This is a genomic window from Haloferax sp. Atlit-109R, assembly GCF_003665865.1.
Classification (GTDB): domain Archaea; phylum Halobacteriota; class Halobacteria; order Halobacteriales; family Haloferacaceae; genus Haloferax; species Haloferax volcanii.
On record NZ_QPLO01000001.1, the window covers coordinates 878,786 to 898,535 of the forward strand.

At 66.1% G+C, this 19,750-nt stretch carries 23 protein-coding genes; 14 read left to right on the plus strand and 9 right to left on the minus strand.

Going from position 1 to position 19,750, the window contains the following annotated elements; translation table 11 throughout:
• Positions 1–73 precede the first annotated feature (73 nt).
• The 5 genes from DVK03_RS04590 to DVK03_RS04610 are packed head-to-tail and all read left to right on the plus strand — an operon-like array spanning position 74 to position 4,398.
• Positions 74–1,042, plus strand: coding sequence for a branched-chain amino acid ABC transporter permease (locus DVK03_RS04590; protein WP_004044039.1), 969 nt, complete (start codon positions 74–76; stop codon positions 1,040–1,042).
• Complete coding sequence (locus DVK03_RS04595; protein ID WP_004064270.1) at positions 1,039–2,220, plus strand: branched-chain amino acid ABC transporter permease; 1,182 nt, start codon at positions 1,039–1,041, stop codon at positions 2,218–2,220. Before DVK03_RS04590 ends, DVK03_RS04595 begins: the two co-directional genes overlap by 4 nt.
• Entirely contained in the window at positions 2,217–2,975 is a 759-nt protein-coding gene (locus DVK03_RS04600; protein ID WP_004064268.1) for an ABC transporter ATP-binding protein, read from the plus strand. Before DVK03_RS04595 ends, DVK03_RS04600 begins: the two co-directional genes overlap by 4 nt.
• Positions 2,972–3,715, plus strand: a complete 744-nt coding sequence (locus DVK03_RS04605; RefSeq protein ID WP_115802330.1) for an ABC transporter ATP-binding protein — start codon at positions 2,972–2,974, stop codon at positions 3,713–3,715. Before DVK03_RS04600 ends, DVK03_RS04605 begins: the two co-directional genes overlap by 4 nt.
• A gap of 2 nt (positions 3,716–3,717) precedes the next feature.
• A complete protein-coding gene (locus DVK03_RS04610) occupies positions 3,718–4,398 on the plus strand; it encodes a co-chaperone YbbN (RefSeq protein WP_115802331.1) in 681 nt (226 codons plus the stop codon).
• On the opposite strand, the gene DVK03_RS04615 is transcribed toward DVK03_RS04610, so the two are convergent.
• The 6 genes from DVK03_RS04615 to DVK03_RS04640 form a co-directional block, all read right to left on the minus strand.
• On the minus strand, positions 4,395–4,799 hold the full coding sequence (locus tag DVK03_RS04615) for a universal stress protein (protein WP_004044034.1): 405 nt from the start codon (positions 4,797–4,799) through the stop codon (positions 4,395–4,397). The two genes, DVK03_RS04610 and DVK03_RS04615, sit on opposite strands and share 4 nt — an antisense overlap.
• Before the next feature lie 54 nt (positions 4,800–4,853).
• Positions 4,854–5,108, minus strand: a complete 255-nt coding sequence (locus tag DVK03_RS04620) for a cox cluster protein (RefSeq protein WP_115802332.1) — start codon at positions 5,106–5,108, stop codon at positions 4,854–4,856.
• Positions 5,109–5,523: 415 nt separating this feature from the next.
• On the minus strand, positions 5,524–7,287 hold the full coding sequence (locus DVK03_RS04625; RefSeq protein WP_004064261.1) for a cbb3-type cytochrome c oxidase subunit I: 1,764 nt from the start codon (positions 7,285–7,287) through the stop codon (positions 5,524–5,526).
• 98 nt (positions 7,288–7,385) lie between these two features.
• On the minus strand, positions 7,386–7,745 hold the full coding sequence (locus tag DVK03_RS04630; RefSeq protein ID WP_004064260.1) for a DUF6684 family protein: 360 nt from the start codon (positions 7,743–7,745) through the stop codon (positions 7,386–7,388).
• A gap of 102 nt (positions 7,746–7,847) precedes the next feature.
• Positions 7,848–8,213, minus strand: coding sequence for a hypothetical protein (locus DVK03_RS04635; RefSeq protein ID WP_004064259.1), 366 nt, complete (start codon positions 8,211–8,213; stop codon positions 7,848–7,850).
• A 45-nt stretch (positions 8,214–8,258) separates the two neighbouring features.
• A complete protein-coding gene (locus tag DVK03_RS04640; RefSeq protein WP_004044029.1) occupies positions 8,259–8,462 on the minus strand; it encodes a hypothetical protein in 204 nt (67 codons plus the stop codon).
• A 157-nt stretch (positions 8,463–8,619) separates the two neighbouring features.
• Here DVK03_RS04640 and DVK03_RS04645 point away from each other — a divergent pair, with 157 nt between their 5' ends.
• Positions 8,620–9,729 (plus strand): GTP-binding protein, encoded by a 1,110-nt coding sequence (locus DVK03_RS04645; RefSeq protein WP_115802333.1) that lies wholly within the window; start codon positions 8,620–8,622, stop codon positions 9,727–9,729.
• Positions 9,726–10,217 (plus strand): TIGR04206 family protein, encoded by a 492-nt coding sequence (locus tag DVK03_RS04650; protein WP_115802334.1) that lies wholly within the window; start codon positions 9,726–9,728, stop codon positions 10,215–10,217. Before DVK03_RS04645 ends, DVK03_RS04650 begins: the two co-directional genes overlap by 4 nt.
• A 43-nt stretch (positions 10,218–10,260) precedes the next feature.
• On the opposite strand, the gene DVK03_RS04655 is transcribed toward DVK03_RS04650, so the two are convergent.
• The gene (locus tag DVK03_RS04655; protein WP_004064253.1) at positions 10,261–11,703 is read right to left on the minus strand and encodes an MATE family efflux transporter; all 1,443 of its coding nucleotides are present in this window, start codon (positions 11,701–11,703) and stop codon (positions 10,261–10,263) included.
• 135 nt (positions 11,704–11,838) lie between these two features.
• Between DVK03_RS04655 and DVK03_RS04660 the strand changes: the two genes are divergently transcribed.
• Complete coding sequence (locus DVK03_RS04660) at positions 11,839–12,618, plus strand: VOC family protein (protein WP_004064251.1); 780 nt, start codon at positions 11,839–11,841, stop codon at positions 12,616–12,618.
• Between the two features lie 154 nt (positions 12,619–12,772).
• A complete protein-coding gene (gene artA / locus DVK03_RS04665) occupies positions 12,773–13,684 on the plus strand; it encodes an archaeosortase A (protein ID WP_004064249.1) in 912 nt (303 codons plus the stop codon).
• A 20-nt stretch (positions 13,685–13,704) separates the two neighbouring features.
• Here artA and dph5 read toward each other — a convergent pair whose 3' ends face one another.
• The gene (gene dph5 / locus DVK03_RS04670) at positions 13,705–14,514 is read right to left on the minus strand and encodes a diphthine synthase (RefSeq protein ID WP_115802335.1); all 810 of its coding nucleotides are present in this window, start codon (positions 14,512–14,514) and stop codon (positions 13,705–13,707) included.
• A gap of 117 nt (positions 14,515–14,631) precedes the next feature.
• On the opposite strand from dph5, the gene DVK03_RS04675 reads away from it, so the two are divergent.
• From DVK03_RS04675 to DVK03_RS04685, 3 genes are all read left to right on the plus strand, one after another.
• On the plus strand, positions 14,632–15,207 hold the full coding sequence (locus DVK03_RS04675) for a DoxX family protein (protein ID WP_049921758.1): 576 nt from the start codon (positions 14,632–14,634) through the stop codon (positions 15,205–15,207).
• 87 nt (positions 15,208–15,294) lie between these two features.
• Entirely contained in the window at positions 15,295–15,504 is a 210-nt protein-coding gene (locus DVK03_RS04680; protein ID WP_004044021.1) for a hypothetical protein, read from the plus strand.
• Positions 15,505–15,812: 308 nt separating this feature from the next.
• On the plus strand, positions 15,813–16,256 hold the full coding sequence (locus tag DVK03_RS04685) for a Rieske 2Fe-2S domain-containing protein (RefSeq protein WP_004064228.1): 444 nt from the start codon (positions 15,813–15,815) through the stop codon (positions 16,254–16,256).
• Positions 16,257–16,310: 54 nt separating this feature from the next.
• On the opposite strand, the gene DVK03_RS04690 is transcribed toward DVK03_RS04685, so the two are convergent.
• Positions 16,311–16,790: an Lrp/AsnC family transcriptional regulator gene (locus DVK03_RS04690; RefSeq protein ID WP_006600528.1), complete on the minus strand. Its 480-nt coding sequence runs from the start codon at positions 16,788–16,790 to the stop codon at positions 16,311–16,313.
• Positions 16,791–17,024: 234 nt separating this feature from the next.
• Here DVK03_RS04690 and DVK03_RS04695 point away from each other — a divergent pair, with 234 nt between their 5' ends.
• Complete coding sequence (locus tag DVK03_RS04695; protein ID WP_004064225.1) at positions 17,025–17,447, plus strand: NAD(P)-binding protein; 423 nt, start codon at positions 17,025–17,027, stop codon at positions 17,445–17,447.
• The gene (locus DVK03_RS04700) at positions 17,444–19,621 is read left to right on the plus strand and encodes an amino acid permease (RefSeq protein WP_008605846.1); all 2,178 of its coding nucleotides are present in this window, start codon (positions 17,444–17,446) and stop codon (positions 19,619–19,621) included. Before DVK03_RS04695 ends, DVK03_RS04700 begins: the two co-directional genes overlap by 4 nt.
• Positions 19,622–19,750 lie beyond the last annotated feature (129 nt).

Genomic DNA, 19,750 nt, shown 5'->3' on the forward strand with positions numbered 1-19,750 from the left:
CGCACACGTAAATGAGTAAGATTAGCATACCCATGGTAGTTCATGCCTCGAATAACCGGAGGGGTGGTGGTCGATGAGTCTTCTGTCGGACGTGCTCGTCATCCTGCTCAACGGACTTCAGCAGGGGGCCATCTACGTCCTCTTGGCGGTCGGTCTCTCCATCATCCTCGGGACGCTCAAGTTCGTCAACTTCGCGCACGGCGCGCTGTACCTCGTCGGCACCTACGCGGGGCTGTTCGTCGCGCTGAACGTGCCGCTTTCGAACGGAAAGCTAGCGGAGTGGGGCTTTTCGAGCTTCGGGCTCGATATCGGCTTTCTGGCCGCCCTGCTTTTCGTCCCGCTTTTCGTCTTCGGCGTCGGACTGCTGATGGAGCGGTACCTCGCGCGGGCGTTCTACGACCGCCCCGACACCGACCAGATTCTCGTCACGTTCGGCCTCGCAATCGTCGTTCAGGAGCTGTTTCGCGTCCTGTTCGGCAGCAACAGCCTGCCGTTCGAACAGCCCGAGCGAATCCTCTCTGTCGGCTCGTTCGCCGGCATTCCCGTCTCCGGCCCGATTGCGCTGCCCATCGTCGGTAACTTCCCGCAGTGGCGGCTCTGGGTCATCGGCATCACGGCCGTCCTCGTGGCGCTCGTGTACCTGCTCGTCGAGTACACCGACTTCGGTCTCGTCGTCCGCGCCGGGACCCGCGACGCCGAGATGGTCCGACTCCTCGGCATCAAAATCACCCGCCCGTACATCGTCGTCTTCGGCATCGGCGCGGCGCTCGCCGGGGTGGCGGGCGTCGTCGGCGGCCCGCTGAACGTCGTCAACCCGACTATCGGGACGAACATCCTCGTCCCGGCGTTCCTGACGGTCGTCATCGGCGGGGTCGGCAGCATCGCCGGCGCTGTCGTCGGCGGCATCGTCTTCGGTCTCACGACCGCCGCGCTCGTCTCCTTCGCGCCCGCGTGGTCGCAGGTCGGCCTGTACGCCATCGCGGCCATCGTCCTCCTGACGCGACCGCAGGGTCTGCTCGGCGACGAGGAGGTGGCCCCATGAGCGAGAAGGACGCCAACCCGAGCGCCAAAGACGCGCTCGTCGGCGGCAGTCTGTTCGGTCGTTGGGAGAAACTCCGCGGCCGCGAGGGGACGGTCGTCGGCATCACGGCCATCCTCGTCGCGGTGTTCCCGTACATCTTCGCCCGTGCCCCCGTCGTCTCGGGGGTTTTACAGGGCTACCAGAGCCTCGCGACGCTCATCCTCATCTGGGGCATCTTCGCCATCGGCTTCGACCTGCTTCTCGGCTACACCGGGCTGCTCTCGTTCGGCCACGCGGCCTTCTGGGGTGGCGCGGCGTACGCCGCCGGCATCGTCGCCAAGAACGTCAGCGGCGACCCCATCGTGATGGTCGTCTCGGGGACGCTGTTCGCCGTGTTGCTCGCGTGGGTGCTCGGCTTCCTGTCGCTCCGCCGCGGCGGCATCTACTTCTCCATCCTGACGCTGGCGTTCGCCCAGATGTTCTACTACATGGCCGCGTCGCCGCTGGCGTTTCTGACCAACGGCGAAAACGGCCTGACCGGCGTCGAGGTCGGCAGTTTCCTCGGCGTCATCCACCTCGAAGCCGACATCCCGTCCGTCGGCGGGATGCTCCTCGGGACGTGGCTGTACGCCTTCGTCGGCGCTTTCTTCGTCGGCGCGGTCGCGGTCGCCTACCGCATCCTCAACTCCCCGTACGGGATGGTGTTCCGCGCCATCCGCGAGAACGAACAGCGCGCCGAGTTCGTCGGCCTCAACGTCTGGCGCTACAAGCTCATGGCGTTCATCATCTCTGGCGCGTTCGCCGGCATCGCCGGGAGCCTCTTTACCATCCACGGGGCGTACGTCCCCCTCCAGTCGCTGTTCTGGACGGAGTCGGGCGACATCGTCGTCATGACCGTCCTCGGCGGCGCGGGCTCGATGTTCGGGCCGGTTCTCGGCGTGGGGCTGTACCTCTACATCGAGAACATCGTCAGCACCATCCAGGCGCTGACGATTCCCTTCACGGGCATCGTGCTCGTCCGGGACTTCGGGTTCTACTGGCACCTGCTCTTGGGCCTCGTCTTCGTCGTGGTCGTCTGGGTCGTCCCCGACGGCCTGTGGGGCATCCTGACCCGCCTCCGCGAACTCGCGGTCGACCTCGGTTCGAGGGCGGCGAACCGCGTCCGCTCGCGCGTCGGAAACGGGGGTGACGGTCGATGACGCTCCTCGAAACCGAGAACCTCGTCAAGGAGTTCGGCGGCCTCGTCGCCACCGACGACGTGAACCTCACCGTCGAGGAGGACGAGCGCGTCTCCATCATCGGACCCAACGGCGCGGGGAAGTCGACGCTCATCAACCTCATCACGCGACGGCTCGACCCCACCAGCGGCGACATCCGCTTCAAAGGCGAGTCAATCGTCGGCCTCGAACCGCACCAGGTGGTCCAACGCGGCGTCTCGAAGTCGTTCCAGACCGCTTCAATCTTCCCCGACCTCACCGTCAGGGAGAACGCCGAAATCGCGGCGCTGGCGGCCGAGCGCGGTGCGTTCGGCTTCGAGTTCCTGAGACATCGCGACAGCCTCACGGACGTACACGGCGTCGCCCGCGACACGCTCGACTCGGTCGGGCTGTTGGACCGCGCGGACACTATCGCGACCGACCTCCCCTACGGCGACAAGCGTCGCCTCGAAATCGGTATCGCACTCGCGAGCGAGCCCGATCTGCTCCTCATGGACGAACCGACCGCCGGCATGTCTCCCGAGGAGACGAAGTCGACGGTCGACCTCATCGAGCAGGTCAAACGCGACCACGGCCTCACGTTCGTCCTCGTCGAACACGACATGGAAATCGTCTTCAGCATCTCAGACCGCATCGTCGTCCTCAGCCGCGGCGGCATCATCGCCGAGGGGACCCCCGACGAGATTCGGGGTAACGAAGCCGTCCAAGAGGCCTACCTCGGGGGTGTCGAGCTATGAGTCTCCTCGAAATCGACGCCATCGACGCCTACTACGGCGAGAGCCACATCATCCGCGACCTCTCGATGAGCGTCGAGGAAGGCGAGATATGCGCGCTCCTCGGCCGCAACGGCGCGGGCAAGACCACCACGCTCCGGTGTATCGCCGGCGCGACGCCGCCCGAAGTACGAGAGGGCACTATCCGGTTCAAAGACGACGACATCACGGGCGTCCCCGCCGAAGACGTGTCGGTCCGGGGCATCTCGCTGGTGCCCGAGGAGCGGCGCATCTTCCCGAACCTCTCCGTCGCCGAGAACCTCCACCTCGCGGAGGTCGTCAACAACAAGTCGAACACCTTCGGCCGGTCGCTGTCGTTCGGCCACAAGGGGATGTCGACCGAGGAGGTCTACGACCAGTTCCCCCGACTGGACGAGCGGCGAGACCAGCGCGCGGGGACGCTTTCGGGCGGCGAACAGCAGATGCTCGCCATCGCGCGCGCCCTGAAGCAGAACACGGACCTGCTGCTCCTCGACGAGCCCTACGAGGGGCTCGCGCCGAAGATTATCGAGGACGTTGAGGACGCGGTCGAGCGCATCAGCGACGCGGGCACGACCATCCTGCTCGTCGAGCAGAACGCCGCGGCGGCCATCAAACTCGCGGACCGCGCGTACGTCATCGACCAAGGGGGCATCGTCTTCGACGGGACCGCCGAGGAACTCCGCGAGGACGACGAGACTCGCGAGCGGTATCTGGGGGTCTGACGATGGCTGCGACCGACATCGACGCCGACCCCGAGACCGCGCTCGAAACGCTCATCGCCGCCGGCGCGGTCGACGAAGCGCCCGACGGAACGCTCTCGACCACGGCGGAGTTCGAGAAGACGCTCGCCGTCTACCACGACATCTACGGGGCGGTCTCGACCGAGGAGTTCCACCGGACCGTCTCCGAGCTCTTCGGCGTCGCCCCCGAGAACGTCGAGGCGCGACTCGACGAGTTCGGCGTCACCAGAGCCGACGTGGTGGCCTATCTCGCGGCCAAGTCGTTCCTCGACGCGCCGGTCGGCCAGGACCTCCTTCTGGTCATGGCGGGCCTGCTCGTCGAGATAACCCCGTCGTCGCCGGTGCCGGACGCCCTCGACGAATTCGACGACGACTCCTTCGAATCGTACCTCGCGGCGCACCCGGACGCCGTCGTCCTCGTGTGGCGACGCTTCTGTGAGCCCTGCGACGCGATGAAAGCGGACCTCGACGCCATCCTCGACCGCGTCCCAGACGGGGTCGCGGCCGCGGGGGTCGACGGCGAGGCGGCCGACGAGTTCTGTCGGCGCTTCGACGTCGACTCTGCGCCGACGCTCCTGTGCGTTCGTGACGGCGAACTGCGAGAACGAGCGTCCGGCCGCCAGACCCCCGCTGAGGTCGCGGCCGTCCTCGACCGGGTGTACTAGCGTTTCCGCTTCGTCGACCCCGTCACCATGACGGGGCGGTCGGAGTTCAGAATCACCGTCTGCGTGACGCTCCCGAACAGCGCCTTGCCCGCGGGCGAGCGCTTCCGCCCGGCGGTGACGATGAGGTCCGCGTCCTCCTCGTCTGCGAACTCGATGATGACCTCCGCGGGGTCGCCCGACGACTCGTTGACGTCGTACTCGATACCGCGGTCTTCGAGGAACTCGCCGGCCTCCCGGACCGAGTGAATCTGCGTCGCCGACGCCCCGCTCGGGTTGTCGGTGAAACTGTGGACGAGCGTCACTTCCTTCTCGTCGGGTTCGCCGGGGAGTTTCGCGACCTCTTCGACGCACGCGAGCGCGTGTTCCGCGTCGTCATCGACACCGATTACCACGTGGTACATACTATCACGTCCCGGTCGTCGGGCTTAGTATTTGTGCTGAACGATAATGCTGAATTAGGCCGCGTCGTCGAGGCCGGCCGAGACGTAGACGACGAGCGCGAGCGGGACGCCGAGGACGAGTGCGATGGTCAGCGCGCCGTAGGCCGCGAAGCCGGCCGGCGTCGGTGGAAACGGCACCAAGAAGAGAAACCGGGGCGCGCTGAGATCCGAGACGAACGTCCCGGTGAGGTAGCCCGCGACTCCGGCGACGGCGACGAGGGCGGCGTACAACCCGAGGACGAAGCGATGACCGCCGACGTTCGAACTCACGGCCGACGTTCGGGAGCGGACGCTGTTAGGGTTTCCGTTCGGCACGTCGGGTCAGCGGCCCCGGCGTACCGATGCACCTTTTGCCGCACGCGCTAAGGTCGGAGTATGTCGGATACCGATATCCTCGGACTCGTGCTCGGGGCCATCGCGATACTGATGTTCGCGACGGGCATCCTCCTCGTCGTCTGAGCCCCCGCCGCTTTTCCGCGTCGCCGCCGCCGAGAGCGGCCGCTTCTCTCCAGTCGTGACTCCCGTCGCCCGCGAGCGGCGGCGCTGGCGAGCGCTCGAATACGGATTGCATCGAACGACACCCCGTCTGCGAGCACGGACAGTCGGCGTCGTCGCGCGCGCGTTCGCTCTCGCTCTCGAAAACAGCGTCCGAAAAATAACCCGAACCGCCGGCGAGCGGCGTCGATTACGCGTCGTCAGCGGAGTTCGCGTCCGCGTCCGCGTCGTCGACCGTCTGCCCGCCGTCGGTGGCGAGTTCGGTCTCGTCTTCGCCGCCGTCGGTGACGGCCGTCTCCAGTTTGCGCTCGAACCAGGTCCACTCGGCGGTGGTGAGGTCGTCGTCGGCGAGGTCCCACGGGTCGCCGTCTTCGACCTTGCGACCTTCGAGCCACGACTGGACGAAGTTCCAGACGAATATCATCTGGCCGACGAGCAGGATGAGCGCGCCGACCGTCGCGACCTGATGGAGCGTCGCGAACTGCGGCAGGTAGGTCGCGTAGCGACGCGGCATACCGCCGTAGCCGAGCAGAATCATCGCGAAGAACGTCAGGTTCGTCCCGACCATCGAGAGCCAGAAGTGCCACTTGCCGAGCGTGACCTGGTACATCCGGCCGGTGTAGATGGGGAACCAGTAGTAGAGCCCGGCGAAGCCGGCGAAGGCGATGGCCCCCATGACGATGTAGTGGAAGTGCCCGACGACGTAGTAGGTGTCGTGGAGCACGAGGTCAACCGGAATCGACGCGAGGAAGACGCCCGTCACGCCGCCGATGATGAAGTTCGAGACGAAGCCGATACAGAACAGCATCGGCGTCGTGAGGCGAATCTTCCCGTTCCACATCGTCGTGATCCAGTTGAACGTCTTCACGGCGCTCGGTATCGCGATGGCCAGCGAGACGGCCATAAACGAGGCGCGAAGCCGGGGGTCGATACCCGTCGCGAACATGTGGTGCGCCCAGACGCCGAACGAGAGGACGCCGATGGCGAGCGTGGAGTAGACGACGAACTTGAACCCGAAGAGCCGACGGCCCGCAAAGCGCGGGAGGACGAGGCTCACGATGCCCATCGGGGGCAACACGAGGATGTACACTTCGGGGTGGCCGAAGAACCAAAACAGGTGCTGCCAGAGAATCGCGCCGCCGTCGACCGAGAAGAACATCGTGCCGAAGTTCCGGTCGAGAAGCAGCATCGCGATGGCGCTGCCGAGAAGCGGGAACGCGAAGAGGATGAGTCCGGACTGGGTGAGAATCGTCCACGAGAAGATGTCGAGGTTCGCCCACGACACCTTCTCGTCGCGCTCCGTGAAGATGGTCGCGATGAAGTTAATCGCGCCCATCGTGGCCGAGACACCCGAGAGGTGCAGGCCGAGGAGCATCAGGTCGACGCCGGCGTTCATCTGGTTGCCGGAGCCGACACCGGCCGAAAGCGGCGTGTACATCGTCCACGCGGTCTGCGCCGGGATGACGTCCGGGATGGGGAAGAACCCGGCCCAGATGAGCAGCGCCGCCGGCGGCAGAAGCCAGAACGCGATGGCGTTGATACGCGGGAACGCCATGTCGTCCGCGCCGATGAGAAGCGGGATAAAGTAGTTCGAGAACGCGGCGATGATGGGCGTCCCGAACAGGAACAGCATCGTAATCCCGTGGCTTGTGAGCAACGAGTTGTAGAACGTGTTCGAGATAAGCGTCATCGACGGGTCCGCCAGTTCAATCCGCATCAGGACGACCATGAGACCCCCCACGGCGAACGCGACGAGCGCGTATGCGCCGTAGAGCATCCCGATGTCCTTGTGGTCGACCGTCGTCAACCAACGGATGACCCCGGATGGTTTCTCCTCCGAGACGTACTGCTCTGCGGTACCACCGACCGTCCCTCCGCCCGCGAGCGGAGTGTACGACCGCCAGTCTTCGACCCGCGCGAGCCACGCGGCGACGGCGATGAGGAAGACCCCCATGAGCACCGTCAGTGCTAACTGTCCGTTAACCTCCATGGAAGTGCCTGAGTAGTGCAGGGTAATGAAAGATTCGGGACCGCCCTGCGATTCGAGGTGCTTTAAGCCGTCTCGTCCGCGGCTTCGACGGCGTCGTCAGCCGGCGATTCTTCGAGTTCGGCCGCTCCCTCGCTCTCTTCTTCGTGAAGCGGCTTCGCACCGGGGACCGTCGCCCGACCCGGCGCGTAGACGGTGCCTTCCTTCTCGGAGCCGGCGATGGCCTTCCCCGAGAGGTAGGTGAGCGCCGCGAGGAGCACGAACGGCGCGATGAGGAGCGTGTACTGGAGCCCCGAGGTGAGCGATTCGAACCCAAACGGATTGACGAAGGTGAACGCCACCACGAAAAACAGGATGATGGCCAGCGGAACCATGTTGACCGTGAGGTCGAGGATGGTGTCCTTGTCGAACGTCTTGGTTGCCATATCGAGACACTCGGGGACGCCGTTCAAATAGATTGTTGGTTTCTCGTCCGACTGTGGGGAGCGGGAACGGCCGCGGGGTCACCCGTGGGTCGCCCGCGGCGGTCAGAACGTCTGTCGCTGTTCGCGGACGAACAGTTCGAAGACGACGCCGCCGACCGCCAGCAGAATCGCGGCCGCGATGACCGCGTAGCCCCGGGTCACGAGGGCGATGTCGGTGAACGCGAGCCCCGCGCCGAACGCGAGGAAGACGACCGCAAGCGCGGTGACTGCGCGAATCGTCGAGGTGACGTAGCCGGACTCCTTGAGGATGCCGACGACGCTCCCGCCGAACAGGAGCAGCCCGCCGACGGCGAGTGGAAACAGGCCAAACAGCAGACCCAACTCGGAGATGGGTATCCCGAGCGCGATGAACACGGGCCACGGACTGGCCGTGCGGTACTGGTCGGAGAGTCCCGGCGCTTCGTCCATACGCGTCCGTTGGACTGTGTGGTAACAAGCCCTTCGGAACCGAGACTAGCGGAGAGAGATACCCTGCCGGGCGAGGAAGTCGCTGACTGCGCGAATCTCGACGGGGCTTCCGATAATCCGGCACGTCTCTCCGTCCGCTCGGTGGACGGAGACGACGAACTCCGCTTCGAGGTCGTCGCGCACGCTCTCCAAGAGGTCGCAGGGGAGCACGATTTGCGTGCTGTCGCGAAGCGTCCGGGGGTCGGGCATCGGTGTTCATCGGGCGGTCGAAGGGGTCGTGTATAACCGTGCCGATACTTGTTTTCCCGCGTACGCGCGACCGCCACGATATCCGACGCGTCGGCCCGGCGGAATCCGCCGCGCGGAAGGAAAGGGTTTTTCGACGGACGCGGCGGAACTGTTGACGATGGGACTGGAGGAGGAGATCGAAGATATCCGCGAGGAGATATCTAACACGCCGTACAACAAGTCGACCGAGGCGCACATCGGTCGGCTGAAGGCGAAACTCGCGGAACTGAAAGAGAAACTCGAAAACCAGAGTTCGGCCGGCGGCGGCCAAGGGTACGCCGTCGAGAAGACCGGCGACGCGACGGTCGCGCTCGTCGGCTTCCCGAGCGTCGGCAAATCGACGCTCATCAACGCGCTCACCAACGCCGACAGCGAGACCGGCGAGTACGAGTTCACGACGCTCAACGTCAACCCGGGGATGCTGAAGTACAAGGGCGCGAACATCCAGATACTCGACGTGCCGGGCCTCATCGAAGGGGCCGCTGGCGGCCGCGGCGGCGGCAAGGAGGTCCTCTCTGTCGTCCGCACCGCCGACCTCGTCGTGTTCATGCTCTCGGTGTTCGAAATCGAGCGCTACGAGCGACTGCAACAGGAGCTTTACAACAACAAGATTCGGCTCGACACGTCGCCGCCGAACCTCTCTATCAACAAGAAGGGGAAAGGCGGCATCAACGTCACCAAAAGCGACAGCGTCGACCTCGAAAAGGAGACCATCAAGGGCATCCTCCGCGAGCACGGCTTCGTCAACGCCGAGGTGACGCTCCGCGGCGAGACGACCATCGACGAACTCGTCGACGGCATCATGAAAAACCGGGTGTACCTGCCGTCTATCGTCGCCGTCAACAAGGCCGACCTCATCGACAAGGACTACCTCCCGACGGTCGAGGAGAACCTCCGCGAAGTCGGGCTCGACCCCGACGAGGTGACGTTCATCAGCGCCGAGGCCGAGAAGGGCCTCGACGCGCTCAAAGAGGAGATTTGGGACACGCTCGGTCTCATCCGCATCTACATGGACAAACCCGGCCGCGGCGTCGACTACGACGAACCGCTCGTCCTCCGGGAGGGCGACACCATCGACGACGCCATCCACGAACTCGGTGCCAAACTCGACGAGCGGTTCCGGTTCGCCCGCGTCTCGGGGCCGAGCGCGAAACACGACGACCAGCAGGTCGGCCGCGACCACGTCCTCGCCGACGAGGACGTGCTCCGCATCATCGCCCAGCGGTGACGACCGACTCGGCGTCCCGGTCGGCGTCGCGGTCGCCCGCGCGTCGCCGCCTCCGGCTACTCCTCGTCTTCGTCCTCGGTCTCGTCCCGTGGTCCGTCCAGACGTTCACCACCGGGAGCGCCACGCTCCTGTTCCCGTGGGGGCTCGTCGGCTCCGCGACGGGGAGCGTGACGACCATCACCGACTTCTTCCTGCGCTTTACGATGGGACTTCCGGACTACATCCTCGTCTGGCCGGTCGGCGTCGCCTGTTACCTCGTCGCGCTCGGAAGCGCGCTCTCGGGCGTCCTGTTCGGCCGCGAGGACGTTCGGCTCACCGCGGCCGGGCTCGCCCTCGCCGGCGTGACCCAGTTGGAGGTCGCCCGCGGCTTTTCGGTCCAACCCGGTCGAACCGCGTGGCCGGTCGGGACCGTTCTCTTGTGGGCCGTGGCGGGGTTCTTGTACTGGTCACGCGCGAACGAGCGCGACGCCGACGGCTCCTCGCGCTGAGCGCAACACACAAAACCGAACGACGCGTCCGCTCTCCTCTCGCTTAGTCGTCTGCGGCCGTCTTCGGTCGGTAGCCCCGACTCACTACCTTCCACGTCCCGGTTTTGAACCGGTAGTAGTTCAGTACCGCCGGAATCGTCGTCTCGGCGAGGAACGCCAAGTAGAGCCCGGTGAGTCCGAGCGAGGTGATAGAGCCGATGTAGGTGAGCGGAATCGACCCGAGGAACATCCCGACGAACTGGCTGCCGAACGTCCAGCGGGTGTCGCCGCTGGCGTCGAGCGGGCCCGCGGAGCCGCCGGAGACGCCCTGTAAGATGACGGCGATACAGGCGACGTAGACGAGGTCGATGGCGATGGGGACCGCCGGGTCAGCCGGGTTATCGACGAACCCGAGGACGATGGGGCGGGCGAATATCGCCACGAGCGCCGCCGAGACGAGGTACGTGGCGACGGCGAACCGGATGACCTCGTTGCCGTAGGCCTCGGCGGTCTGTTCGTCGTCCTTGCCGAGCGCCTGCCCGACGAGGCTCGACGACGCCAGCCCGAAGCCCCAGCCGGGGGTGTTCATGAGCCCCCAGATGCGGCGGGCGATGACGAACGCCGCGACCACGTCGGGTCCGAAGCTGTCGAGGATGGCGAGCATCGGGAACTCCGCGACCGTCCAGACGAGGCTCCGACCCATGACGGGGACGCCGATTTTGACGAGGTCGCGTATCGTCTCGGTGTCGAGGAAGGGGCCGAACGGGTCGACGACGACGGGGAACGCGCCCACGCCGGGGAGCGACCCCCGTGACAGACCGACCGCGAACGCGCCGGTGACGACGACGTTCGAGAGGACGGTTCCGAGCGCCGCCCCCTCCACGCCGAGGTCGAGACCGAAGATGAGCACCGCGTTGAGAACGATGTTGATGACCGCACCGCTCGCACGGAGCGTCATCGCGGTGTAGGCGTCGTCGCTGCCGACGAGAACGCGGCTCCCGATGAGGTTCAGACCGGCGAAGGGGACGCCGAGGCCGACGATTCGGAGGTACGCCGCGCCGAGTTCGATGGCCCCTTGGTCGCTGCTCAGCACGGAGATGAGTTCGGTAGGGAACAGCCAGAAGACGGCCGTGACCGGGAGCGTGGCGACGACGGTCAAGAGCGCGCTCGACCGCACCGCGAGCCCCAGTTCGTCTATCGCGTCCGCGCCGAACCGCTGGGAGACGAGCGCGATGGTTCCGCCGGCGATACCGCCGCCGAGTGCGAAGGCGAGCCCCCAGTACGGCCCGGCGAACCCGACGCCGGTGATGGCGACGGTCCCCGAGGCGATACCCACCATCGCCACGTCGACGGCGTTCTTCGACATCCGGGCGAGACCGGTGACGACGCGGGGCCACGAGAGGTCGGCGATGCGGACGGCGCGCTCGCGGTCGAGGAGACCGAGACGGGCGAGCGCGAGCCCGATGCCGAGGATGAGGAGGCGAACGGGGTTGGGGACCGGGAACACTGCCGAATCGTAACTTCGGGTGGTACTTATGTATCTCGTAACGGGCCGAAAACTCCCGTAGACGGCGTGTGGCAACCATCGACGGTGGCTTCCGCGTTCGGTACGTTTTTCGCCGGCGCGACACATCACTCGGGTATGTCCGGAACCCTCGACCACGTGATGATTCGCGTCGAAGACCTCGAGGAGTCGCTCGACTGGTACACGACCCATCTCGGCTACGAGGAGAAGGGTCGCTGGGAGGCCGACACGTTCACCAACGTCTACCTCGGCCCCGAGGACCTCCACGAGGAGGGCGCGGTTCTCGAACTCACCTACAACCACGGCGACAACACCTACGAGATGGGCGACGCGTGGGGCCACATCGCGGTCCGCGTCCCCGAGGACGAACTCGAATCCTCCTACCAGCAGCTGATGGACGAGGGCGTCGAGGACTACCGCGACCCCGAGTCCTGCGGCGGTCGCTACGCGTTCGTCAAGGACCCCGACGGCCACGAGGTCGAAATCGTCAAGCGCGACCACGGCGCGAAGTGGAGCCTCGACCACACGATGATTCGCGTCGAGGACGCCGACGAGGCGCTCGGCTTCTGGACCCGCAAGTTCGGCTACGAACACACCGGTCGCTGGGAGTCCGACACCTTCGCGAACTACTTCATGAAGCCCGAGGGCGCGGCCGAGGAGGCGATGGCCGTCGAACTCACCTACAACTACGACGGCCGGAGCTACGAGATGGGCGACGCGTGGGGCCACCTCGCCGTCAGCGCCGACGACCTCCACGACTACTGGGAGACGCTCATGGAGCGCGAGGCCGAAGACTACCGCGACCCCGAGTCCTGCGACGACATGTTCGCGTTCACGAAGGACCCCGACGGCCACGAAATCGAGGTCATCCCGGCCGACTTCGAGTCGCCGGAGTAACCCGCGTCGAGTCTGACGCCCCGGGCGTCTCGTTTTCTCGTCGCTCTCGACTGTCGAGACAGCGGCGGCACTGCGGATTCGGACCGCCGGCTCGCACCGGCAGTCGGCGTCCGGAACGGCAAGGGATTTAATCGGTCCACCGCATCCAATACGTATGCCCGGTCTCCTCTCCGACATCCTCGCGTGGGTGGTCATCGGAACCTTCGTCGCCGGCGCGGTCGCAAACGGGCGAGACCGCGAACTCGGCCGGCGGGTGATGACTGCCGCGTGGGTGTTGTTCGCGCTCTTCTGGCTCCAACTCATCCCGCATTTCACGCTCGTCCACAAGAGCTACATCGAGGGGCTGTTGACCATCGCGGCCGTCCCGGCGTCGCTCTACGCCGGCTGGCTCCTCTACAACGGCCGTGACACGCTGTTCGTCCTCTCGCGCGCCGTCGCCGCCATGGGCGTCGTCTACCTCCCGTTCGAGACGATTCCGGCGTTTACCCTCCTCGGGGCGACCGTCCCCGCGCCCCGCGGCGTCCTCATGGAGACCGTCGCGGCGCAGACGCGCTTTCTCATCGAATCGCTCGGCTACACGCCGCAGATGATTGTCGGTGATCAGGGCTATCTGAACACGTTCCTGTGGATGCAGGGCTCGCACCGACTCGAAATCTCGGTCGTCCTCGCCTGCACCGGCCTCGGGAGCATCGCCATCTTCGCCGGCCTCATCGCCGCCGTCGACGCGCCGATGGGCCGGAAACTCCGCGGGCTCGCCATCGCCGTTCCCATCATCTACGCGCTGAACCTGCTTCGGACGACGTTCATCGCCATCTCGGTCGGCAAGCAGTACTTCCACCTGTTCGTCGACGAGATTCTGTTCCTCTTCGGCTCGTCGGACCCGTACATGGTGTCGTTTTTCATCTCCGACCGCATCATCAGTCAGGCGCTCGCGGTCGTCGCGCTCGTGGGAGTCACCTACCTCGTCGTCCACGAAGTGCCGGAACTCCTCACGGTCATCGAGGACGTGCTCTACATGGTGACCGGCGACGAGTACGACCTCAGAAACGAGTTAGGGCTCGACTGATTACGCCGTCGGAGTGACGTTCAGTTTTCGTCGTCGAACAGTTCTTCGGGCGCGCCGCCGAGCGCCGAGAGCGCGTCGGCTTCGACGTGGTGGACCTCGCCGGGGATGACGAGCATGTGGAGCGGGGCGCCGAAGTCGCGTTCCGCGAGCGCCGAGAGGCGGTCCGCGGCGACGACGGGGTCCGGACTTCCGGCCCGGCAGACGGCCACGCCGAGGGCGTCGGCGTCCCAGTGTTCGGCGAACAGCTCCGCCGCGTAGTCGGCGGTCATGTACTGGTCGCCGTCGACCTCGACGCCGCGGCGGCCCTCCCAGTCGACCTTGATGTCGAGGTAGACGAGCGTGTGCAAGCCGAGGTCGCGGTTCGCTTCGAGCGAGTCGACGACGCTCTTCGGCACGGGGTCGCCGCCGTGGACGTACGGGAACGGGAGCGTGACGGCCTTCCCGAAGCGGTAGTTCTGGAGTCCGGTCAGGCCGCTGGCCGCGGACTGGGCGGTCACGCCGTGGATGAGGCGCGTCTCGATGCCGCGGTCTTCGGCGCGGAGCCGCAGGTCGACGTGCGTGGTCGAAATCATCGTATCGCCGGCGGTGAGGAACACGACGTGTTCGTCTTCCGCGGCGTCGAGTATCGGCTCGGGGTCCTGTTCGACGCCGGCGCGGTCGCGGACCTCGATGTCGATGTCGTGGTAGGCTTCGAGTTCCTCGACGGTCGCGCCGACGAGGTGGCTCGTGTAGAACTCCGCGAACGCCCGGTCGGCGTCCGCGAGCGCCTCCCGCCCTTCGACGGTGACGGAGCGCTCGTCGTACAGGCCGAGTCCGATGAACGTGAGCATGTCCGTGTTCTGTCGCCGTCGGTGATAAGCGGCGTGACCCTCGGCGGAACGACGGATACCCATTGCGTGAGATTACCCAACACACTATTGTAGTTTGCCGGAAAATATTTCCTCCGTATGTCAACGGATAGTCGTACACTAGAGACGGAACTGTTCGGACAAGCGGTGCGGTTCGACTACTCGGAGCGCTGGGTGGGCTACTCGCTGTTCCTGCTCAGAGTGGTAATGGGGTGGACGCTGTTCCAAGGCGGTATCACGAAGCTCGTCACCTACCTGGATTCGGACCCCTCGAACAACTGGACTGCGGCGGGCTACCTCGCCAACGCGATTCCCGAGGGGAACCCCCTCATGGGACTGTGGAGTTCGATGGCCGGCAGCCCCCTCATCGACATGCTGAACATGTGGGGGTTGACGCTGGCCGGACTGGCGCTCATCCTCGGCGCGTTCGTCCGCTTCAGCGCCTTCTGGGGTGCGGTCATGATGCTGTTCTACTGGGCGGCGGCGCTCGAAGGCGGCATCCTCGCCGGACTGCCGCTGGCTCACGGCTGGGTCGTCGACGACCACATCGTCTACGCGGTGCTGTTGTTCGGTCTCGGCGCGTTCGGCGCGGGCCGCATCCTCGGCGTCGACGCCTACCTCGAAAACATGGAGTTCGTGCGGCGCAACCGGTGGATGAGCCTCGTCATGGGCTGACCGCCGTGCGCAAGCGACCGCTTTTTTCGCCGTCCTCCGCGGACTGACCCGACGGAACTATCTCGACTGGCGTGTTCCCTTCGAGTGATGTCGACCCCTCGTGCGACGGTCGCTTGTCCGACGTGCGGGCTCGAAGAGCGCTTTTCGAAGCTCGCTGACGCGCGCCTCCGAATCGAAGAACACCGCGCCGAGACCGGCCACGACCCCGCGTGGGAGTTGGGTCGGTTCGCTCCCGGCGTGGAGAAGATGGGCGACGAGGCGGGCGTCTGCGGCGTGAACCTCGACGAGAACGACTGAGCCGGTCGCTCGCCGGTTCGGGCTCTCGCTCCGAATCGCGCGAGCGTCGAGTCAGCGACTATGAGCTTCATAACAATACGACAGTCTCCCGAACGAGTGAGTATGTGGTGTGAACGGTGCGGACGAGACACGACGGTCCGGAAACACGCGGTAGACGAGTTCACGGGGTTCCTCTGTAACGACTGTCGGGCGGTGTGGGACCGCTTCGTCTCGGCGTAATCGGCATCGATGCGGCGTTCGTCCCCCGTGCGGGGCCAGCCGCGGCGTCGTCGATAGCTACTTTTCCGCTCGGTCGATAGCTGTGGCCGATGGTCGATGGAACCCGAGTCGCGGCCGTAGACGAGGTCCCCGAAAACGGGTCGTATCTGTTCACCGCGGAGGACGCGTACTCGCGGCCGACGGAACTCATTCTCGTTCGGTGCGACGACGAGCCGGGTATCGAAGCGTGGCCGAACACCTGCACCCACGAGAACCAGCGGTTCGACCGGGGGACCGGCGCGGCGGTGCGCGACGGCGAGATTATCTGCCCGAAACACGGGTCGATGTTCGACACCTGTTCCGGCGCGTGCGAAAACGGCGAGGCGGCGGGCACCAGCCTGCCGGACGTGGACATCGCGGTCACCGACGGCGGCGTCTTCCTGACCGACGACGAGTACACCTATCTCTCCGCTGGCGCGGCGGGCGAGGACGAGGACGGCGACGACGGCGACGACGACGACATCCCCAGTTCGACGTCGCACATCGGGTTCTGAGCGCTCCGGGCCCGCTCGCCGTCGCGTCGTCGCCAACCGCGAGATACTGGTCGCCTACTGGTCAGCGCCGTCCTCGTCGAGAAACCCGTGATACGGGCAGACGAACTCGTCGCGGATGAGCTGTTCGTCGACGATGTCGAGGCCGAGCCCGTCCAGTTCCTCGCTGATGCGATTGAGGTCGTCGTGGTCCGTCCCGATGGCGTTGACGTACACGTTCCGCTCGCCGGTCATTATCTCTCGAACCGCGGTCACGCCGTGGACGTCGCGCGCCCGATTCGCCAACGCGGAGCGCTCCGGGACGGGCGCGGTACAGATGATCTTCGTGTAGAGCGGGTAGCCCGCGAGGTCGTAGTCGATGTCGACGTGGTAGCCGCGGACGATGCCGGTGTCTTCGAGTCTGTTGAGTCGCGTTCTGACGGTGCTCGACGAGAGACCGAGTTTCTCCGCGATGTCGCTGGACGACGTTCCTCGGGCGTCCTGCTGGAGGTAGTAGAGGATGCGCCTGTCTATCGAGTCTAACTCGCCGTCTTTCATGCGTGGGCTACTCTGGACGCGGTGCGACTATGAGTCTGTTCCATGCGTCGTGTCCGTGTTCGACAGCCGACCCCCGACGAGTTGACCGACGACCCAGAATATAATGACGGATTATGTATTTTGGGAATTTCCTTTGACGACTCGTCAAAATAACACGCTAGTTTAAGCACTTCCGTCACCAACGGGGATGTACGCACGGTCGGAGCCAACTCCGGCCCACCACATTCAGCACACATGACGTCGAATCACTCCGTCGCAGACGAGCGACTCACGGACTGTGAACAGCGCACGTACTACGTCTTGGGTGGCGCGCACCTCGGCTCCGCCGTCGCCCGGCACTTGCGAGCGGACGGCCGCGCCGTCCGCGTGGTCGACGAGTTTCACGACCGTTCGGACACCGACGGGGTTCGCGGCGACCCGGCGGACGTCCGAACGCTGTCGGAAGCCGATGTCTCGTCCGCGTCGACGGTCGTCGTGGCCACGGCGTCGGACAGCCGGAACCTGCTCATCGCACAGCTCGTTCGCGCCCGCTTCGACGTCGAGCACGTCGTCGTGTTGGTCAACACGCCGGACCGCTTCGAGCTGTTCGCCGAGGCCGGCCACCAGCCGGTCTGTGCGACCTCCGTCCTGTCGGGCACGCTCGCGGGAGCCGTATGAAGGAGTTAGAGCGCGACCTCGGACTGCCGTCCGTCTTCGCCATCAGCATCGGTGCGATGATCGGCAGCGGTATCTTCATCCTGCCCGCGCTGGCGCTCGAAGTCGCCGGTCCGGCGGTGATAGTCGCCTACGCCCTCGCGGGCCTGCTCGTCGTGCCCGCCGCCCTGTCGAAGTCCGAGATGGCGACCGCCATGCCCAAAGCCGGCGGGACGTACATCTACATCGAGCGGGGGATGGGGCCGTTGCTCGGAACCGTCGCCGGCGTCGGCACGTGGTTCTCCCTGTCGTTCAAGGGCGCGCTCGCGCTCGTCGGCGGCGTCCCGTATCTGCTTCTCCTGTTCGACCTCCCGCTCCAGCCCGTCGCGTTGGGACTCGCGGCCGTGTTGATACTCGTCAACGTCGTCGGCGCGAAGCAGACGGGCCGTTTGCAGGTCGCCATCGTCGTCGTCATGCTGGCCGCGCTCGGCTGGTTCGCCGCCGGGAGCGCGCCCAGCGTCGAGCAGGCCAACTACGCCGGCTTCTTCGACGCCGGTATCGGCGGGCTCCTCGCCGCGACCGGCCTCGTGTTCGTCTCCTACGCCGGCGTGACGAAGGTCGCGAGCATCGCCGAGGAAGTCGAGAACCCCGGCCGGAACATCCCGCTCGGCATCCTCGGGTCGCTCGCGTTCACCACGGTGCTGTACGTCGCTATCGTGGCGGTGCTCGTCGGCGTGACGGACCCCGGAAGCGTCGCCGGGTCGCTCACGCCGATGGCGGTCGCCGCCGAGTCGACGCTCGGCCAGTTCGGCGTGGTCGTGGTCATCCTCGCGGCCATCCTCGCGCTCGTCTCGACGGCCAACGCGGGCGTACTCTCCTCGTCGCGGTACCCCTTCGCCATGAGCCGGGACAAGCTCGCGCCGCCGTCGTTCTCGGCCGTGAGCGAGCGGTTCGGGACGCCCGTCGCCTCGATTACCCTCACCGGCGCGGTGCTGTTGGTGCTCATCGCGTTCGTCCCGATTCTCGATATCGCAAAGCTCGCGAGCGCCTTCCAGATTCTGGTGTTCGGCCTCATCAACGTGGCCGTCGTCGCCTTCCGCGAGGGGAACGCGGAGTACGAGCCCGAGTTCACCTCGCCGCTGTACCCGTGGGTGCAGGTGTTCGGCGTCGTCACCGCGGCGCTCCTGTTGACGCAGATGGGCTCGACCGCCCTGCTCGGGGCCGTCGCCATCACGCTCGGGAGCGTCGTCTGGTACGTGCTGTACGCCCGGTCGCGGGTGAGCCGCGAAGGCGTCGTCACGGACGCCGTTCGCCGGCAAGTCGGACAGAGCGCGCTCACCCGAACGGCGTCGGCGATGCACGAGACCCCCCGTGAGGTCCTCGTCGCGCTCACGAAGGACCTCGACGACGAACGCGAACGGTCGCTCGTCGCCGTCGCCGCGGACCTCGTTCGCCCCGACGACGGCCGCGTCGTCGTCGTCCGCTTCGAGGAGGTTCCCGACCAAGTCCCGCTCACCGAAGACGCCGCGGCGCAGTCGTCGACCGACATCTCGTACGAGGCGCGAATCGAGGCGCTCTCGGCGGAGCTGGGGGTCGACATCGAGGCCGACGAAATCGTGAGCCACGACACGAAACGCGCGGTCGTCAACTTCGCGGACGGTCGCGGGGTCGACACCGTCGTGGCCGAACACGAGCCGCTCCGACTCCGCTCGCGGCTGTTCGGTGACCCCATCGACTGGGTCGTTCGCCACGCGCCCTGCGACGTCCTCTTGGTCGACAACCTCGGTTACGACAACCCCGAACGGGTCGTCCTCGCCGGCGACGGCGGGCCGTACCCGCCGCGAGCGGTCGGAGTCGCAGAAGCCGTCGCCGCCGCCAGCGGGGGCGACGTGCTGCTCCGACAGCCCGCCACTCCGAAGATGACCGACCAGCACAAACGGACGGTCGGGGAGTACCAGGCCGAGCTCTCGGAACTGCTCTCCGTGTCGGTTCGCTCGGAGCCGCTGCGGGCCGACGGCGGCTGGTCGCAGGACCCGGACGTAGTGGTCCGCCGCGGCCCCGAACGGGGTGTTCGGAGCGCCCTGTTCACCGACCGACCGGCCGGCACGCCCCCGCGGTGTACGACAATCACCGTCTACCCGCACGACTCCCGACAGCCGACGTTCGCACAGCGGCTGCTCGAACGGCTGACGTTCTAGCAGGCGTCGCTCCGGTTTGCGTGACCTCGTCTTCGGCTCGTCCAACTCCCTCAGTTGCTCACATTCGTTCGCTCGCGAGCGGTCGCGCACACGGGATGCTCGACGAGTTAGTTTGCTGAAAACGTAAGC

Bases quoted from the DNA above. Each gene is read 5' to 3' on its own strand.
- DVK03_RS04590 (WP_004044039.1), top strand. From the start codon at position 74: ATGAGTCTTCTGTCGGACGTGCTCGTCATCCTGCTCAACGGACTTCAG.
- DVK03_RS04595 (WP_004064270.1), top strand. From the start codon at position 1,039: ATGAGCGAGAAGGACGCCAACCCGAGCGCCAAAGACGCGCTCGTCGGC.
- DVK03_RS04600 (WP_004064268.1), top strand. From the start codon at position 2,217: ATGACGCTCCTCGAAACCGAGAACCTCGTCAAGGAGTTCGGCGGCCTC.
- DVK03_RS04605 (WP_115802330.1), top strand. From the start codon at position 2,972: ATGAGTCTCCTCGAAATCGACGCCATCGACGCCTACTACGGCGAGAGC.
- DVK03_RS04610 (WP_115802331.1), top strand. From the start codon at position 3,718: ATGGCTGCGACCGACATCGACGCCGACCCCGAGACCGCGCTCGAAACG.
- DVK03_RS04615 (WP_004044034.1), bottom strand. From the start codon at position 4,799: ATGTACCACGTGGTAATCGGTGTCGATGACGACGCGGAACACGCGCTC.
- DVK03_RS04625 (WP_004064261.1), bottom strand. From the start codon at position 7,287: ATGGGGGTCTTCCTCATCGCCGTCGCCGCGTGGCTCGCGCGGGTCGAA.
- DVK03_RS04630 (WP_004064260.1), bottom strand. From the start codon at position 7,745: ATGGCAACCAAGACGTTCGACAAGGACACCATCCTCGACCTCACGGTC.
- DVK03_RS04635 (WP_004064259.1), bottom strand. From the start codon at position 8,213: ATGGACGAAGCGCCGGGACTCTCCGACCAGTACCGCACGGCCAGTCCG.
- DVK03_RS04640 (WP_004044029.1), bottom strand. From the start codon at position 8,462: ATGCCCGACCCCCGGACGCTTCGCGACAGCACGCAAATCGTGCTCCCC.
- DVK03_RS04645 (WP_115802333.1), top strand. From the start codon at position 8,620: ATGGGACTGGAGGAGGAGATCGAAGATATCCGCGAGGAGATATCTAAC.
- DVK03_RS04660 (WP_004064251.1), top strand. From the start codon at position 11,839: ATGTCCGGAACCCTCGACCACGTGATGATTCGCGTCGAAGACCTCGAG.
- artA (WP_004064249.1), top strand. From the start codon at position 12,773: ATGCCCGGTCTCCTCTCCGACATCCTCGCGTGGGTGGTCATCGGAACC.
- dph5 (WP_115802335.1), bottom strand. From the start codon at position 14,514: ATGCTCACGTTCATCGGACTCGGCCTGTACGACGAGCGCTCCGTCACC.
- DVK03_RS04675 (WP_049921758.1), top strand. From the start codon at position 14,632: ATGTCAACGGATAGTCGTACACTAGAGACGGAACTGTTCGGACAAGCG.
- DVK03_RS04680 (WP_004044021.1), top strand. From the start codon at position 15,295: ATGTCGACCCCTCGTGCGACGGTCGCTTGTCCGACGTGCGGGCTCGAA.
- DVK03_RS04685 (WP_004064228.1), top strand. From the start codon at position 15,813: ATGGTCGATGGAACCCGAGTCGCGGCCGTAGACGAGGTCCCCGAAAAC.
- DVK03_RS04690 (WP_006600528.1), bottom strand. From the start codon at position 16,790: ATGAAAGACGGCGAGTTAGACTCGATAGACAGGCGCATCCTCTACTAC.
- DVK03_RS04695 (WP_004064225.1), top strand. From the start codon at position 17,025: ATGACGTCGAATCACTCCGTCGCAGACGAGCGACTCACGGACTGTGAA.
- DVK03_RS04700 (WP_008605846.1), top strand. From the start codon at position 17,444: ATGAAGGAGTTAGAGCGCGACCTCGGACTGCCGTCCGTCTTCGCCATC.